This window comes from Chryseobacterium sp. KBW03, from assembly GCF_003852415.1.
In the GTDB taxonomy this organism is placed as follows: Bacteria; Bacteroidota; Bacteroidia; order Flavobacteriales; family Weeksellaceae; genus Chryseobacterium; species Chryseobacterium viscerum.
On sequence record NZ_QAJO01000018.1, the window covers coordinates 44,922 to 60,926 of the forward strand.

Sequence of the window (16,005 nt, forward strand, 5' to 3'; positions counted from 1 at the left end):
ATTTAATATTAAAAGATCTTTTTATCTTTTATTTAGTTAAATTTTTTTTAAACCTTCAGGTGAGTTAATTTTAAATCCAGATTATCAACAAACATTTGAATCTTAGAGGTTTCCAGCATAATGCGCAGATCCTGTCTGATTTTTTTAAACTGATCATGAAGCGGACATGGATGAATTTCTGAGCATTGGTCAAGTCCAAGTCCACACCCGGAAAACAGCTTATCTCCATCTATTTCTCTTACGATATCCGCAATAGAGCTATTCAGGTTTTTCTGACCCATATAAAAACCACCGTTCGGGCCTTTGGCAGATTGTACAAATCCTTTTCTGCTGAGATCCTGCAAAATTTTGGCGATGAAATGTTCCGGTGAATGAATGCTTTTTGCAATGTCTTTAATCCCGACCCTGCTGCCATTTTTAGACTGCTGGGCAATGTAGATTAAAGCTCTTAAGGCATATTCACAGGTTTTTGAAAACATTTTTCTGATTTTATGAGACAAAGGTACAAAGAGATTTTTAATAAAAGACAAATAACTCTTTTATTTTTTCTAAATCTGACGAAGGTCATGAAAAGCCATTTTATCCTGCTATCTTATGAGTAGCCGGAAGAATAATGTATTTATCCAAAAATTTTAATCCTTAAAATAATAGATTGATGAAGCAATTACAAAACAGGAGAATCAACGAAAATTTGATTTTTAATCATATATCCTTTATTTCTGTAATTTTTGTTGAAAAAAATAGTGAGTGTAATTTATTTATAAACAGATGTTTGACTTTTTTAGTGAAAATTTTATCATAAAAAAGCGTAGAAAAATTTGGATTTAAGAAGCGTTTTTCTATCTTTGCAGTCCCTTAAACAAAGGGATTTACTTGAAAAAGTAAGTGGCCGACTCGGTAGCTCAGCTGGTAGAGCAATACACTTTTAATGTATGGGTCCTGGGTTCGAATCCCAGCCGGGTCACTAAAAAGACATTCTTCTCAGAATGTCTTTTTTTATTTGTTTTCAATTGGTTATTTATCAGTGATCAATGGTGTAGGTTCTGATATGTTCTTGATTTTAGATACTCAAAAACTGTTTTTATCAAATTCTATTTTTTTTGGTAAAAATTGAATACAAAACTTTTCTTTTATTGCGTGAGGTTAGCTTTTATCTTATAATGAATAATAGAACAAAGACTATAAGTAATAACAATTGCCAAAACCTTTTGGGTAATCTGGATTTACTTTTTTTATTGCATCCATTAATTTTGTAGCCGCAAATGTCCCCATTCTGTACGCATCATTGATTTGATATTCATAAGTTTCATCCAGATATTTCGGAAGAGTTCCTTCGCTTATAGCAATCACTTTTTTATTGGTATTGTTAAGATTTCTTTTGATCAATGAGCTGTGAAGTCCCATCAGCGTTTCATCACTCATCGCAAAGAAACCATCAAATGAATCATCATCTAATAATAGATCTAATTTCTGCTTTACAATATCAGCCGATTTACAAAATATAATCTCCATACGGATAGAGGGAGACTGTTGGATTTTTTTTTCAAAAGACTTGAGTCTGCTTTGTGTGATTTCAAGATTTTCATCACCAAAAATAGCCAGTATATTTTTGCAGCCATGATCAATTAGTTTTTCTGCACATTGTTCAGTTGTTTTTATATTATCAAAAATTACAGATTCGAAACTACTTTGGGGAATGGTTTTATCAAAAATAATGACCGGGATTTCCATTTCCTTCAATTTCTTTAGATGCTCATCATCTTTTGTTTCCTTTGTAAAAGAAATGAGAATACCATCTACTCTTGAATTGATACAGGTTTCTATATGTTCCTTCTCAGCTTCATAAGAATCATCCGATGATAATATAAAAAAACGGTAACCTTCTTTATTCAGAACCGATGAAATACCATTAATAATAGAGGGTAAAAAAAACATGGAGATCTCCGGAACAATAAGGCCAATTACCTTAGAAGATTTTTTCCTAAAACTGATCGCAAAATCATTGGGAATATAATTAAACATTTCAGACGCTTCCTTCACCTTAAGTTTGACAGAACTGCTGATATCAGGATGATCCTTCAATGCTCTGGACACTGTTGAAGGACTAATATTAAGCATCTTTGCAAGGTCTTTTAAGGTTGTTCTTTTCATTCTGATGGTTCAATGTTAATTATCGGGAGAAAATAAGAATAATTACGCGATATTATTTTGTTAATATTTGTTAAACAAATGCAGTTAATTTGTTAATGAAAAGTTAATTTTAAATAAAGTTATCCACCGCAATCGTTTGCGCAAACGTTTGAAATTAATATACTCTTAACACCTCGTTAAAAATCATTTTTTAAGACCCTAAAAAAAATACTTTTGAGACATAACAAAAATCTAAAAAATGCTATGGAATCACAAGTAATAAAGAAATTACTGATTTTCGGGACAATGAATATAGCAGCTTTTATGCTCTCTCAGAATACCGTTCATGATACATTATCAGCCAAAGATAAGGTGATAGACGAAGTAGTCATTACGGGTAATTCTAATCCTAAATCTTCTATCAAGACCAGTACTTCAATTTCAACTTTAAAACAGGCAGATATTATCAATGCTTCACCGAGAACAACTGCCGAAATTTTTAGAACGATTCCGGGGATCCGTGCCGAATCTTCAGGAGGTGAGGGGAACTCGAATATTACAGTAAGGGGAGTTCCTGTTTCTGCCGGGGGATCAAGATATCTACTGATCCAGGAAGATGGGCTTCCGGTAATGCAGTTTGGAGATATTGCATTTGGAACACAGGATCAGTTTACAAGATTTGATTCTTTTGTATCCAGGGTTGAGGCACTGAGAGGAGGTTCAGCATCCGTTTTTGCATCCAACTCGCCAGCTGGTATTATCAACTTTATTACAAAAACAGGTGAAAAAGCAGGGGGTAGCATTATGCAGCAGGTCGGTCTGAATTATAAAAACTTCAGAACGGATATTGATTATGGAACTCCTTTGGGGAAAGATTTTTATATTGGAATAGGTGGTTTTTACAGAGGAGGAGACGGTCCAAGAAAAACAGGATATACCTCTAATAATGGAGGGCAATTTCGATTGTCTTTATTAAAGAAGTTTGAAAAAGGAAGTGTCAGAATTTATGGTAAATATCTTGATGACCGGACGGCTGCCTATATGCCGATGCCTATTGCCGTTTCAGGTTCAGACACCAATCCGGATTATACTTCTCTCAGCAGTTATAATATCTTAACGGGGGCATTGCAATCTTCTAACTTCAAAAATGATCTTACTTTTGGAGGGAATGGGCAGATTCTTAAAAGCGACATCCGTGATGGGATGCATTCTGTATCCAAGACAGTAGGACTGGAATTTAATTATGATTTTGGATCTGGTTGGAAGTTAGATGCTAAAGCAAGGTATGCAGCCAATGACGGTCAGTTTTTAGCCCCTTTCCCAGCTTCCGTAGGCAGCAAATCTGAAATTCTGGAATCTGTTGCTGGATATGGAAGCGCAGTATACGCAGGAACCAATACGCCTGTAGACAGTAATGCAAAATATATGAAAACAGTTTTGTTCAATACCAAACTGAATAATCTCAACAACTTTTTCAGTGATTTGAATATCAGTAAAAAATGGAATAAAGCAAAACTTAATGCCGGGGTTTACAACAGCAGACAAAATATCAACCTATCATGGAACTGGAATACTTATCTGATGGAAGTTTCTGATAACAATGCCAGACTGGTGGATGTTGTAAGCAATACAGGAACCAAAATTACAGATCATGGGCTTCTTCATTATGGTGTTCCGGAGTGGGGAGGTGTCAACAGAAATTATGATACCAAATATTCGGTGATTGCACCCCATGCTCAGGTTGAACTCAATCCTATTGAAAATTTAACCCTGGATTTTGGAGCAAGATATGATTTTGGAAATGTATCGGGAAGCTTTTCCGGAACAAAAAATACAACCCGTGCCATTGATGTAAACCAAAACGGAATTCTTGAAACCCCTGAACTTTCAGTAGCGGTAGTAGATGGAACTGTTCCCGTGGATTACAAATATGGAATTTTTGGGTACTCATTGGGTGCCAACTATACCCTTAATGCCCATCATGCAGTCTTCGCCAGAGTAAGCCAGGGAGGAAGTGCTTCTGCCGACAGAATCCTTTTTGCAGGATACAATTATACCAACAATGATGATCCTGCTTTAGATGCTGTAAAGGTGAATAAACTCAATCAGATTGAAGCCGGTTATAAAGTAAGGGGAGCTAATTATTTCCTGAATACAACTTTCTTCCATGCAAGAACCATTGAGGCCAATTATGAAGCAACTACCCAGCTGAGAACAGAAAATAAATACCAGTCATGGGGAATCGAGTTCGATGGATTCTATAAAATCAATAAAAATTTTGACATCAAGGCAGGTCTTACGTATACCCACGCTGAAATTAAAAATGCAATTGATCCGACTATCATAGGAAATATGCCGAGAAGAACTCCAAAATTCATGTATTCATTCAATCCGAATGTGAATATAGAGAAGTTGAGTTTTGGTTTCTTTGCTGTAGGATCTACAAAAGCGTTTACTCAGGATAGCAATAAGCTGATTATGCCGGGTTATGTAATTATAAATCCATACATTTCGTATAAAGTGTTGAGTAACTTGACACTGAATGTCAATGCCAACAATATATTCAATGCGCTTGCCATTACAGAAGCAGAAGAGGGATCATTACAGGGAACCAATGGAATAGTCAGAGCAAGAACATTGCCGGGAAGAACCTTTGGAGCAAGCGTAAAGTTTGACTTCTAAGCGGGTGCTAAAACTTTATTAGAAACATTTATTATCATTACATACAAAAACTTATTCTATCATATATGTTTACACAGCAAGCCTTACAGATTATACAGCAGTCCATCTCCGAGCAAGGTATTCTTGCCTCTTCTGAAAGAAAAGATAATTATGCAAGAGTCTGGTCCAGAGATTCTATGATGACGGGTATTACAGGGGTTTTAATTAAGAATAAAAACATCGTGGATGGTTTGGAAAAATCAATAAAAACACTTGCAGAGCATCAGGCTGAAAATGGCCAGATTCCTTCAAATGTTGATGGTGAAAAGGCAAGTTACGGAACACTGGTAGGTAGAACAGATGCCACGATTTGGTGGATCATAGGAGCTTGTGAATATATTATGTATTCTGGAGATGAAAATTTGAAAGAAACTTTAAAAGAAAAAATAGATAAAGCTTTTTCTTGTCTAAAAACATGGGAATTCAATCAGAGAGGTTTGCTATACAGCCCGCTGGGAGGGAATTGGGCAGATGAATATATCACTTCGGGATATGTTCTCTACGATAATGTACTCCGTTATTGGGCTTTAGAAAGAGCAGCAGAATTATATGAGGATGAAAGTTTAAAATCTCTCGCTGAAACCACAAAAAAACTGATAGAAAATAATTTCAGGAAAAATAGTTCTCAAGCAACAAAATATCATGAGACTGCATATCAAAAAGCAAATGAAAAGCCTTATTTATGGGCATCATTGAATGCCAATGGCTATGATGAAAGATTTGATCTTGCAGGAAATGCTTTAGCGGTTCTTTTAGGTTTTGATTTAGATTTAGATGCTTTCACTCATTTTTTAGAAAAATTGAGTCTGGAGTTTGGGCATTGGATGCTGCCTGTTTTTTATCCCATTGTGTTTCCAAATTCTACCGACTGGAATTTACTGGAAAACAATTATAGTTATGACTTCAAAAATCAACCTTATCATTTCCACAACGGTGGATCGTGGCCTATATATCTTGGGTGGCTTTGTTTGGGATTGAAGAAAAGAAATTATCATGAAATATCTCTAAAAATTGTCAATCAATATGAGAAGCTTCTCACAGAGAAAGGGGCCAGTTTCAGAGAATATTATTCTACAGATCAGCTCATACCTTCAGGAACAAATCACCTGTGTTTTTCGGCTTCAGGCTATCTTTTGATGAAGATATAATGATAAAAACAAGGACAATTTACAACAAAAGTTATTTATTTTTTTAAACGGATTAAAAGATGATTGGAGATGTTATTAATTTGGAGCTGAAACATTTGGATACGGCTGAAAATATTTACAAAATAATAAAGGAAACGTTTGATCATACCCAAAAGTGGGCTATAGGAATTTGCGGTGAAAGCGGCAGTGGAAAGTCAATCACGGCCTTTGCGCTTAAAAATATTTTGGAGAAAAATGGCATCAAGAGTCTGGTGATACAGATGGATGATTACTTTAGACTTCCTCCGAAAAGCAATCATGAGAACAGACAGAAAAGCCTGGATAATGTAGGTATACATGAAGTTCATCTGGATAGGATTCAGGAAAACATAGAGCAGTTTAAAGAGGGAAAATCCTTTATTTCAAAACCTCTTGTTCATTATGTGGATAATGTTGTCAATGACGAGATTGTGGGGGTGTATGATATTCAGGTACTTATAGTTGAAGGAACTTATATATTGAATATTGATGACTTTGATTTCAGTATTTTCATTGACCGTGATTATAAAGATACTTACGAAAACCGAATGAAAAGGAACCGGGATGAGCAAAGTGATTTCGTTGAAAAAGTGTTGGATATTGAACACCATATCATCCTTCAGTTCAAACAAAAGGCAAATATGATACTTGATAAGAACTATCAAATTGTAAAGTCATAAATTATGAATAAGAAAATAATACCGAGACTGAGTTTTTGGCAGATATGGAATATGAATGTTGGTTTCTTTGGAATTCAGTATAGCTTTGGATTGCAACAGACTGCTGTGAATCCGCTGTATTCTTTTTTGGGGGCTCATGCAGATCAGCTTCCAATCCTCAATCTGGCAGGTCCGGTTACGGGATTGCTTATTCAGCCGTTGATAGGAGCAATAAGTGATAAAACATGGAGTGTAAAATGGGGACGCCGGAAGCCTTTCTTCTTGCTGGGAGCTATATTGTGTAGTCTGGCATTGTTTGTTTTTCCATTCAGCTCTTCAATTTGGATGGCGGTAGGGCTTCTATGGGTCCTGGATGCAGCCAATAATACGGCTATGGAACCCTACAGGGCTTTTATCGGAGATAAGCTCCCGGAAGAACAGCAGACCTATGGTTTTCAGATGCAGAGTCTGTTTGTAGGGGGTGGAATCACACTGGCTAATCTTTCTCTTTTTATTTTTCAAAAATATTTTGGAGGCAGTTCAGAATCAGGAGGTATACCCGCATGGGTTTATTATTCATTTTTCTTAGGTTCTTTCTGTTCCGTTGCTTCTGTAGTGTGGTCTGTGTACAAAACACCGGAAATTCCCCCGACAGACGAAGAACTTATTCAACTAAAAGCTGAGAAAGAAAATGATACAGTATTTACACCATTTATCGATATTTTCAAGGCCATTATTAATATGCCGAAAATACTCTGGCAGTTGGCACTGGTCTACTTATTTCAGTGGTATGCGCTCTTTTGTTACTGGCAGTTTGCCACACCCATGATCAAGCAGACCCTGTACCATGTTTCCGAAATTGATGAAGAAAGAGCCAATCGGTTTGTTGAGCTGTCGAAAAATGGCTTTTCAGTGCCTCAGAATGATCTGCTCTGGGCCAGAAATATCCTTCATCTTGTGGAACAAGCTGTTGGGCAGACAGGTCTGATGAATGGATTTTATAATTTCATTACAATGATATCAGCACTTCTTTTGATTCCATTCGCTCTGAAGTTTTCTGCCAAAAATGTATATGCCTTCTGTCTTTTGGCAACAGGAATATCATTATTGGTATTACCGTTTTGCACCAATGAATATATAATATTATTACCAATGGTCCTTTTTGGAATTGGATGGGCGGCCATGATGGGACTTCCTTATTCTATGGTATCTCCATCTATCCCAGCAAACAAAAGGGGAGTTTATATGGGGGTGATTAATATGATGATCGTTATTCCTATGCTGATACAGACCTTGACTTTCGGAGCTTTTTACAAATATATATTAGGCAGTAATCCTGCTGATGCAATCAGAATTGCAGGAATTTTGTTCCTACTGGCATCTTTTTCAGTAATCCTTATGAAGGTGAATAGGCCGGCGGCAGATTAGTTTGTGTGATAAATTTGTTGTCCAGCTTTGATTGCTTGGCATGATAATTTCAATTATTGGATGCTACTTAACTAAAATAATTATGAATGAAAAGTTAATGCAAATATTAGGATGGGTAGCTACCGTTACAGCGATGGCTATGTATTTTTCTTATATCCCACAGATATCTCATAATTTAAATGGTTATAAAGGAGACTGGTTCCAGCCTTTGGTTGCTGCCATCAACTGTAGTCTTTGGGTTATCTACGGATTTATTAAAAAGCCAAAAAGAGATTGGCCGATTGTGGTTGCCAATTCCCCAGGTATATTTTTTGGAATATTTGCTTTTATGACTGCCTTATAAAACGGTCTTTTATATCTTCGATTGTTTATCTTCCCGGAATGTCTTTTTTTATTTCGAAAATTCATAGAATTTTTACTCTCAAAATTATCTTTTCCATACCGGATAGGTAAAGAAAGTAACCATAAAACTTGATTCCTGATTTGCTGGCTGAAAATCTAATCCTTTATCATCGTTTCAGATGTTGTATAACGGTATCTTTGTAGGCAAATTGTGTGATATATGAAATTCATTCACCAGATTGATCCATTAAAATTTATCTTTTTTGAGCTGCCTCATTGTCCTGATTATTATTTTCAAAGTTCTCAGCGGACCCATTTTTTTGAAATGATCTGGATAAAAGATCATACAGGAGATGAAAGCGATAGGAGTGAAGGGAATAATTATATCTATCTCATTCCTCCATATCGTTTTACACAATTAGATCTGGAAGATAAAAAAGGCTGTATACTCTCTTTTAAAAGAGAATATCTGGAAGAGGATGACAAAGAATATGCATTGGATGTCTTCAATCTTTTCAATATGCATGGGCAGTTTAGTGGTTTTTCAATAGACCGTAATACTGCAGAAACCTTGAATCATCTGGTCGTATTGATAAAGAAAGAGTATAATGATCCAATGGGAACCTATCTGGTTTTAAAAGCACTTTTGAAAGTTCTCTTATTAAATCTTATCCGCATCAACCAGCATTATTTTTTACATCAGGATGTCAATCAGAAAAGGGTTTATCAGTTCATTATGCTGATGGATGAACATTACAAAACAGAGCGAAAAGCGGACTTTTATTCTTCAAAAATGGGAATCAGTGAAAAACGGATCAATCAGATTCTGAAAGAGAAAATGAACCGAACGCTTACGCAGCTGCTGCACGAAAGACTTATTGTGGAAGCAGATCGGATGCTGGTTTCCAGTGAATTCACGATAAAAGAAATTGCATATCATCTGAGTTTTGATGATCCTGCTTATTTTTCCAGATTTTATAAAAACAGGAAAGGGCAGACCCCTGAAGATTTTAAAAATCAGACTATTGGGATGTAAAATCATTCTGTCTTTTCAAGTTTTTCATAATGTAGATTTTTATAAATTCAGCGTATTCTTCATGTTTTGTTGTATTTCCTAATTGTACCATTAGATTAGGAAATAATGCAAGAGAACTTATACAGCTCTGATTTAATTTTGTGTCAGGATTCAAAGCCTAACGGTTGAAGAATCAATACATGAATCTAAAAATATCTGAATTATGGAACTCACAAAAGAAGCGGAACAACAAATGTTTCAGGATATCAATGCTCTTTTATCACCTAAACCAATATCTCTGGAAGCCGGTATCAAAAGACTGGAAAACGGAATGCTGCATATTGCAATGAGAAATGTAATGCATAATTGCAAAGGAAAGATGCTGGACTGGTGGTTTACTTATTTTGAAACAACTGCAGACCTGAAATTATGGCATCCGCATGATCATGTGGTACACAGTGGATGGGACAGCAAATGGATCAAAAATGAGAATTACATCGGGGCTACAATACATGCTACAGAGTCATTGGGAAATATTCCACCGGTACCGGCTGCCATTAAGTTTCATGATCCTGCGGAAATTTTTAATCCTGATATTTTAAAAAAGGCGTATGACAACGATGAGGTGAGTGCAGTAATATATGCCAGAATAGGGTTTGGGGAAAACACTCCAAAAGATACTAATGGTGATCCCCTTGATGGGTATATGGTACATGTTACCAGAGATACACCACAGGGATGTGTGCTGAGAAGTCACTTTTTCCTTGGAGCATTAGCTGCAGACAGTGATCACCTGTTGCCGGATGAAATTGGATTTGGATTGATGGAGCATTGTTACACCGAATTTACTTATCTCTCCCATGTTCTTCCTTCTCTTTATTATGCAGAAAATACAAAAGGAGATAAGGCCCCACTTCTTTGGTAATCCTTGTGCATTAAAGTTTCTCATGGTCAAAAAGTAAAATTTTCATTAATTTATTTAAAATACGATACAGGAATCTTCATTTTGTGTTTTCTGAGGTAATTAAATTAATACACAATGACTTAAGAATAGAGAAATTCGGATTGAATTTCATATCAACCGCAAATGGTTTCTGTTTATTCAAAATAATATGAAAGTTTCTGAGAAAATACAGAGAAAAAATTTGGAATTTTAGAAAAAGTTTCTATCTTTGCAGTCCCTTAAACAAAGGGATTTACTTGAAAAAGTAAGTGGCCGACTCGGTAGCTCAGCTGGTAGAGCAATACACTTTTAATGTATGGGTCCTGGGTTCGAATCCCAGCCGGGTCACCAAAAAAAGCCTCAACGAAAGTTGAGGCTTTTTTGTTCAATATACTATATCAGTATTCGCTCATTTTTATGAAAGGTTTCAATACCTAAATTCAATGAAAACTGACGTGCAATGTATTTTATACGCTAGACATTGTCTTGAATTCAGTAGGCCTCATGTTGGTCAATTGATAAAAATTATTACTGAATGCAGCGATGTTGGAGTAGCCAATCTCATAGGTAATTTCGGTCATATTCAGATCACTGTCTTTAATCAGTTCCATAGCCCGGATAATCCTCAGCATTTTTATATACTGAATAAAGGTAATGTGTAGTTTTGTCCGAAATAGACGGGTCAAGCTTCTTACACTCATGCCCCATTCCGTGGCCACGTGTTCTAAAGTAAGATTTTCATTCAGCTGATTCCTAAGCTGGGTAACAATGGCCTGGAGCTGCTGATCGTCAGTAGTAGGAAGCTGAATCGAAAATTTTTTCAGGTTTTCTTTAGGAAGTACATTTTTCAATGTTGTTAAAAATTCAAACTCCCACGATCCTTTGAAATAATCACCCTGCCATTTTTCGCTGAAAGACAGCATTTCAGCTAAGAGCTTACTCACCGGATAAATGCCCAACTCGTTATAAAAATCATGAGAACTTTCTCCCGGAAAATAAATGTTGATGATGTACAGATCCTGTGTGTTGAACATCAGGTTATGGGGATAGTTTTTAGGGATCCAGATATAATGATGGGAAGGAATATAGAAATCCTTTTCGTCTGTCTGCAGGTAAGCAATCCCTCCAAAAACCAATAATAACTGAGCTTTATCGTGTTGATGGGAAGGCAGACGCTGTTCGGTTTGCTGTCGTACCACCAGGATAGAGTCAGGATTCTGATCTACACTATTTATTAGCTGCTTAAGAGTATCCATGTGGCCAAATATAACAAATATTAGGCTAATTATATAAAAAGATGATTTGCCAGGGTGAATAATTTTGTGATGTAAATAATAACAGAGTCATTATGAAACAGAAAATCATAAACCCTAATAAACACACTGAGCCTTTGGTACAAGAGAAACTTTGTGATCATGAACTATCTCATTCAACAGAAGAAATGAGCACCCTTAATATCTACTGGCTGGCTTACTCTTATCCTTTCGTACCCATAATTGATTTAACAATGGTATTTGATGAATTAAAAAAGATTGTAAAAAAGTGGTTTTTAAATAAAAGAGATCATAGAATAATGTATAAAAAGAAAATCAATGAAACGATATAAATCAATTCCAATTTTGGGAATCCTACTGCTTTTATTTGCGCAATATCTCTATGCCCAGGATGCAAAAGCTACCCAAGCATTAAGTTTGGAAGAAATATGGAAAGTCGCCGAAACAAATAACCGTCAGCTAAAACTATCGGATTTAAGCCTGCAGCAAAGTAATTTAGAAGTCCTTGAAGCCAAAGACCGTCTGCTGCCGGAACTTTCAATAAATGGAGACGCAAAACTCAATTCCAAATTTCTCATTTACGATAATGGATTATTCTCATCCCCACAAGATGTACCTGTAAAAGGCTATGGCTATGGAGTAGGATACAGCATCAATTTTAATCTCTTCAACGGGGGTAAAGAAAGGAGAAATATCAAGATGAAGCAGGTCGAAGAGACACACAAACAATATGAAGCCGATCTGCAGAAGCACAGTATAAAATACAATGTTGCTGTTGCTTATTTTGATCTGTATAAGTTTCTGAATTTCCGTGATTTTCTTGCTGCTGAAATTACGGCGGAGAAAAAACAGCTTTCACTCATCGAAAGTTTACACAAAAATGGGATTGTGCTCAAGAGTGATGTGCTAAGAACCTCGGTGAAGTTGTCACAGTTGGAATTAAGTCTTTCAGATATTGAAAAGAAAACCGACGTTACCACACAGCGTCTCAACATTCTGATGGGTCGCGATAATGAAGCAGAAGTAAAGATCAACTATCAGGGTGGTTTTGAAATGGAATCCATCAACGATTCTGATTACACTGATTACATAGCTATTGCGCTTCAGCAATCGCCCGCGTATAAGATGGTCGATAGCGATATCAAATGGAGTGAGCTCAATATCAAGCAAATTAAAGCAGCGATATTCCCTAAGGTTTCCTTGTATTCCAACTACAATTATACCTATCCGCAGATCTCATTTTATCCGTACTCGAATGATTTATGGGCGTTTGGACAGACAGGAATCAAGGTGCAGTTTTCTATTGATAATTTATACAAAAATAAACATTCCATTGCTCGTGCCCAGGTTGTAAATAATCAGGCAAAAGAAAAAGCAGGCATTAAAAAAGATGAAATTTCAATCCAGGTAAAAGAAGCTTATTTGCAACAGCAGCAGGCTTTGGAAAGTGTAGAAACGGCAGAAAAGAATATCACTAAAACTACCGAAACCGTCCGGGTTATCAGAAACAGTTATCTCAATCAAGAATCACTTTTGACTGATCTTTTGGAAGCAGAAAATGCTCTGCTGGAGGCCAGATTTAACCTGACAAGCGCACAGACAAATTTAAAACTCAGCCATATCCAATTACTGGCAATCGTAGGAATTCTTTAATACAAAAATTATGAACAAAAATAAAATCGATAAAATAGTCATAACCTTAACCAAATGGTTGGGTATCGCCTTATTCACAGCGCTCATCATTTGGGGAGTCCTATATTTTCTAAAAGGATACCGTTATGAACAAACCAATGATGCACAGGTAGATGCCTATTTATCACCTGTAAATGCAAAAGTAGGAGGGTATATCAGTAAAATTTATTACAAAGACAATCAGCAGGTTCGAAAAGGAGATACCCTTGTGGTGATTGCGGTTGACGAATATGGACTGAAGAGAAATATTGCATCAGCAGAACTGGGGAGTTCGCATGCCAAATTGCCTATTTTGGCGGCTAATGAGGAAACACAGATCAAGAGTATCGCCGTCATAAAAGCACAGCTCTCAGGGACAAAAGCGAAACTGATTCAGCAGCAAAGAGAATACGGCCGTTATAAAAATTTGTTGGCTGACGAATCTACCACACAGCAAAAATTCGAGAACGTCAGTACATCTTTGGATATTACACAATCTGATTATGATCAGACAAAAGCCTCCCTGCAGGTTGCAGAATCCAAACTCAATGATCTTCGGGCACAGCATAATGCGATAGAAGCAGAAATAAAAATCAAGGAAGCGCTGCTGGAACGTCAGGAACTAGACATTACCTATACCGTAATTACCGCCCCTTTTGACGGGAGAATTGGTAAAAAGACCGTTCAGGAGGGGCAATTAATACAGCCAGGCCAAACCTTGGCATTTTTGGTGAACGAAACTGAAGAAAAATGGGTGATCGCGAACTTCAAGGAAACACAGATTGGTCGTTTCAAGATAGGGCAGCCCGTATCAGTAGAAGTAGATGCTTTTCCCAACGAAAAATTCAATGGAGCTATCCAATCACTTTCTCCGACTACCGGTTCCCGTTATTCATTGCTGCCACCAGACAATGCCACCGGTAATTTTGTTAAAATTATCCAACGTATTCCCGTCAGAATAAAGCTTACCGATAAGCCCGAAAAATTAGGTAAGCTCTCTGCAGGAATGAATGCTAATGTTTACGTTTTAAAAGAGTAATAATGCAGGCACATAAAATTCCGGTTTTCAAACCATGGGTATCCGAATGGATGGCAAGATCAGTAATATTTGGCATTCTGATGGCCTGTCTGTTTGCTTTCGCGTTTTACAGCAGTCCTGTTGCGGTAATGGGCTATTATGGGGTACAATCTACCGATGTACAGTATGCCATGATCATTATTTATGGATCTTGCGTCGCTTTTTTGGCTTTGGATTTTCGTATTGTAAAGTATTTTGCGCCAAGGAAATATCTGATGACGGCGCTGGCCATTAATGCACTATGTTCTGTCATCTGCTTTCATTCCAAAGATTGGACACTTTTTCTCATTTGCCAGTTTGTACAGGGAATTACCTGTGCATTGATGTCAGGCATCGTCCTACAGCTCACTTTTCCACGATTGGAATCTACCCGTGCCCGGGTGATTGGGTATAGCCTCCTGTATGGAAGTATACAAATCTCCGTTCCGTTTTACTCCATCTATTCCAGTATAGTGCTTTATTTTTATGATTTCAACTGGATATTTTATGGGTTTATTATCATGCTCATCATTCTGGCATTTGTTGTGCTGCTGACGATGAACGGCGAAGCGAGATTTACGAAAAAAATACCGTTGTATCAGGTAGATTGGGTGGGTTATCTCTTTTATGCATCTTTTATTTTCATAATAGGATACATCTTGATCTACGGTCGGCAATTGGGTTGGTTGGAAAGTCCGTTAATCGTTTTTCTTAGCCTTAGCGGTGTAATCATCCTTGCGCTATTTGTCAGTAGAGAATCAAAGCTTAAGCGGCCATTGATTAACTTACAGATTTTCAAGGTCAAGAATTTTGTTATCGGCTTACTGCTGCTTTTTATTTTTTACATTTTCAAAGGAAGTACCGGACTTGCTTATGGTTATCTTGAAGTCATTTTAGGTAATGATCCAATTGGTACTATTCCAATATGGAGTGCTGTAATTGTTGGAACCATCCTAAGCATGTTTGTTACCTCCCGATTTGTCCTGATGGGCTTTAATCTGATCAGGATTATTATAGTAGGTTTTGGATTGATGGCTTTGTATTATGGTTATATGATACTTTTTGTTTCGGTACGGGGAGAAACAACTGACTTCATTCTGCCTATGTTTATCTATGGTGCTGCAACAGGAGTTTTATTTGTACCCATTGTTTCATTCACCAGCTCGGCAGCACCGCCTAATATTGTATTGAATGCATCACTTGTGGGGATATTGGCGAGGTTCACAGGTTTTACGGCCAGCCTGGCTCTTAATAATGAAATTCAGTTGTTTTCCAAATCTGCAGTGAGGGAGAAGGTTCGAGAAACATTAACAGAAACTAACCCACAATTGCCTGTTACCTTACTGGATATTCAAAACAAATATATCAATGCCGGCAGTGATATCTATACCGCAAAAGATGCTTCAGGAGTTTATTTTAATAAGTTGGTAGGACAACAAATATGGGCTCGTGCCACTCGGGATTATTATGATCTTATGCTTTTGGGAATAGTTATTGTGATTGTTATTCTTCTCATTTCACCACAGATTCAGAAGGTTGTTTTAAGGATAAGGAAGGGAACTATTCCTTATTAGATAGCATACAATCTATAAAACAAAA

General features: G+C 36.7%; 14 protein-coding genes and 2 tRNA genes. 13 read left to right on the top strand and 3 right to left on the bottom strand.

Annotation, left to right across the window (positions count from 1 at the left end; genetic code table 11):
• Positions 1-47: 47 nt before the first annotated feature.
• Positions 48-479 carry an RrF2 family transcriptional regulator gene (locus DBR39_RS23665; protein ID WP_124537128.1) on the bottom strand — a complete coding sequence of 144 codons (432 nt, stop codon included), beginning with the start codon at positions 477-479 and terminating at the stop codon, positions 48-50.
• 412 nt (positions 480-891) lie between these two features.
• On the opposite strand from DBR39_RS23665, the gene DBR39_RS23670 reads away from it, so the two are divergent.
• Positions 892-964, top strand: a tRNA-Lys gene (locus DBR39_RS23670).
• Between the two features lie 215 nt (positions 965-1,179).
• Here the strand turns inward: DBR39_RS23670 and DBR39_RS23675 are convergent.
• Positions 1,180-2,151 carry a LacI family DNA-binding transcriptional regulator gene (locus DBR39_RS23675; RefSeq protein ID WP_124537129.1) on the bottom strand — a complete coding sequence of 324 codons (972 nt, stop codon included), beginning with the start codon at positions 2,149-2,151 and terminating at the stop codon, positions 1,180-1,182.
• Positions 2,152-2,394: 243 nt separating this feature from the next.
• Here DBR39_RS23675 and DBR39_RS23680 point away from each other — a divergent pair, with 243 nt between their 5' ends.
• From DBR39_RS23680 to DBR39_RS23715, 8 genes are all read left to right on the top strand, one after another.
• Complete coding sequence (locus DBR39_RS23680; RefSeq protein ID WP_124537130.1) at positions 2,395-4,812, top strand: TonB-dependent receptor domain-containing protein; 2,418 nt, start codon at positions 2,395-2,397, stop codon at positions 4,810-4,812.
• A gap of 65 nt (positions 4,813-4,877) precedes the next feature.
• A complete protein-coding gene (locus tag DBR39_RS23685) occupies positions 4,878-5,999 on the top strand; it encodes an amylo-alpha-1,6-glucosidase (RefSeq protein ID WP_124537131.1) in 1,122 nt (373 codons plus the stop codon).
• A 59-nt stretch (positions 6,000-6,058) separates the two neighbouring features.
• Positions 6,059-6,697 (top strand): uridine kinase, encoded by a 639-nt coding sequence (locus tag DBR39_RS23690; RefSeq protein WP_124537132.1) that lies wholly within the window; start codon positions 6,059-6,061, stop codon positions 6,695-6,697.
• 3 nt (positions 6,698-6,700) lie between these two features.
• Positions 6,701-8,104: an MFS transporter gene (locus DBR39_RS23695; RefSeq protein WP_124537133.1), complete on the top strand. Its 1,404-nt coding sequence runs from the start codon at positions 6,701-6,703 to the stop codon at positions 8,102-8,104.
• 82 nt (positions 8,105-8,186) lie between these two features.
• Entirely contained in the window at positions 8,187-8,447 is a 261-nt protein-coding gene (locus DBR39_RS23700) for a SemiSWEET family transporter (protein ID WP_124537134.1), read from the top strand.
• A gap of 219 nt (positions 8,448-8,666) precedes the next feature.
• Positions 8,667-9,482, top strand: a complete 816-nt coding sequence (locus DBR39_RS23705; protein WP_124537135.1) for a helix-turn-helix domain-containing protein — start codon at positions 8,667-8,669, stop codon at positions 9,480-9,482.
• Between the two features lie 202 nt (positions 9,483-9,684).
• The gene (locus tag DBR39_RS23710) at positions 9,685-10,386 is read left to right on the top strand and encodes a DAPG hydrolase family protein (RefSeq protein ID WP_185147254.1); all 702 of its coding nucleotides are present in this window, start codon (positions 9,685-9,687) and stop codon (positions 10,384-10,386) included.
• Positions 10,387-10,679: 293 nt separating this feature from the next.
• Positions 10,680-10,755 (top strand) — tRNA-Lys (locus DBR39_RS23715).
• Positions 10,756-10,871: 116 nt separating this feature from the next.
• Here DBR39_RS23715 and DBR39_RS23720 read toward each other — a convergent pair.
• The gene (locus tag DBR39_RS23720) at positions 10,872-11,660 is read right to left on the bottom strand and encodes a helix-turn-helix domain-containing protein (RefSeq protein ID WP_124537136.1); all 789 of its coding nucleotides are present in this window, start codon (positions 11,658-11,660) and stop codon (positions 10,872-10,874) included.
• Positions 11,661-11,752: 92 nt separating this feature from the next.
• Here DBR39_RS23720 and DBR39_RS23725 point away from each other — a divergent pair, with 92 nt between their 5' ends.
• The 4 genes from DBR39_RS23725 to DBR39_RS23740 are packed head-to-tail and all read left to right on the top strand — an operon-like array spanning position 11,753 to position 15,980.
• A complete protein-coding gene (locus DBR39_RS23725; protein ID WP_124537137.1) occupies positions 11,753-12,010 on the top strand; it encodes a hypothetical protein in 258 nt (85 codons plus the stop codon).
• Complete coding sequence (locus DBR39_RS23730) at positions 11,997-13,331, top strand: TolC family protein (RefSeq protein WP_124537138.1); 1,335 nt, start codon at positions 11,997-11,999, stop codon at positions 13,329-13,331. Before DBR39_RS23725 ends, DBR39_RS23730 begins: the two co-directional genes overlap by 14 nt.
• 10 nt (positions 13,332-13,341) lie before the next feature.
• Positions 13,342-14,388, top strand: a complete 1,047-nt coding sequence (locus DBR39_RS23735) for an HlyD family secretion protein (RefSeq protein ID WP_124537139.1) — start codon at positions 13,342-13,344, stop codon at positions 14,386-14,388.
• A 2-nt stretch (positions 14,389-14,390) separates the two neighbouring features.
• A complete protein-coding gene (locus tag DBR39_RS23740; protein ID WP_124537140.1) occupies positions 14,391-15,980 on the top strand; it encodes an MFS transporter in 1,590 nt (529 codons plus the stop codon).
• Positions 15,981-16,005: the final 25 nt, after the last annotated feature.

What these genes read in the sequence shown, in the direction of transcription:
- DBR39_RS23665 (WP_124537128.1), bottom strand. Translation starts at nt 479, where the DNA reads ATGTTTTCAAAAACCTGTGAATATGCCTTAAGAGCTTTAATCTACATT.
- DBR39_RS23675 (WP_124537129.1), bottom strand. Translation starts at nt 2,151, where the DNA reads ATGAAAAGAACAACCTTAAAAGACCTTGCAAAGATGCTTAATATTAGT.
- DBR39_RS23680 (WP_124537130.1), top strand. Translation starts at nt 2,395, where the DNA reads ATGGAATCACAAGTAATAAAGAAATTACTGATTTTCGGGACAATGAAT.
- DBR39_RS23685 (WP_124537131.1), top strand. Translation starts at nt 4,878, where the DNA reads ATGTTTACACAGCAAGCCTTACAGATTATACAGCAGTCCATCTCCGAG.
- DBR39_RS23690 (WP_124537132.1), top strand. Translation starts at nt 6,059, where the DNA reads ATGATTGGAGATGTTATTAATTTGGAGCTGAAACATTTGGATACGGCT.
- DBR39_RS23695 (WP_124537133.1), top strand. Translation starts at nt 6,701, where the DNA reads ATGAATAAGAAAATAATACCGAGACTGAGTTTTTGGCAGATATGGAAT.
- DBR39_RS23700 (WP_124537134.1), top strand. Translation starts at nt 8,187, where the DNA reads ATGAATGAAAAGTTAATGCAAATATTAGGATGGGTAGCTACCGTTACA.
- DBR39_RS23705 (WP_124537135.1), top strand. Translation starts at nt 8,667, where the DNA reads ATGAAATTCATTCACCAGATTGATCCATTAAAATTTATCTTTTTTGAG.
- DBR39_RS23710 (WP_185147254.1), top strand. Translation starts at nt 9,685, where the DNA reads ATGGAACTCACAAAAGAAGCGGAACAACAAATGTTTCAGGATATCAAT.
- DBR39_RS23720 (WP_124537136.1), bottom strand. Translation starts at nt 11,660, where the DNA reads ATGGATACTCTTAAGCAGCTAATAAATAGTGTAGATCAGAATCCTGAC.
- DBR39_RS23725 (WP_124537137.1), top strand. Translation starts at nt 11,753, where the DNA reads ATGAAACAGAAAATCATAAACCCTAATAAACACACTGAGCCTTTGGTA.
- DBR39_RS23730 (WP_124537138.1), top strand. Translation starts at nt 11,997, where the DNA reads ATGAAACGATATAAATCAATTCCAATTTTGGGAATCCTACTGCTTTTA.
- DBR39_RS23735 (WP_124537139.1), top strand. Translation starts at nt 13,342, where the DNA reads ATGAACAAAAATAAAATCGATAAAATAGTCATAACCTTAACCAAATGG.
- DBR39_RS23740 (WP_124537140.1), top strand. Translation starts at nt 14,391, where the DNA reads ATGCAGGCACATAAAATTCCGGTTTTCAAACCATGGGTATCCGAATGG.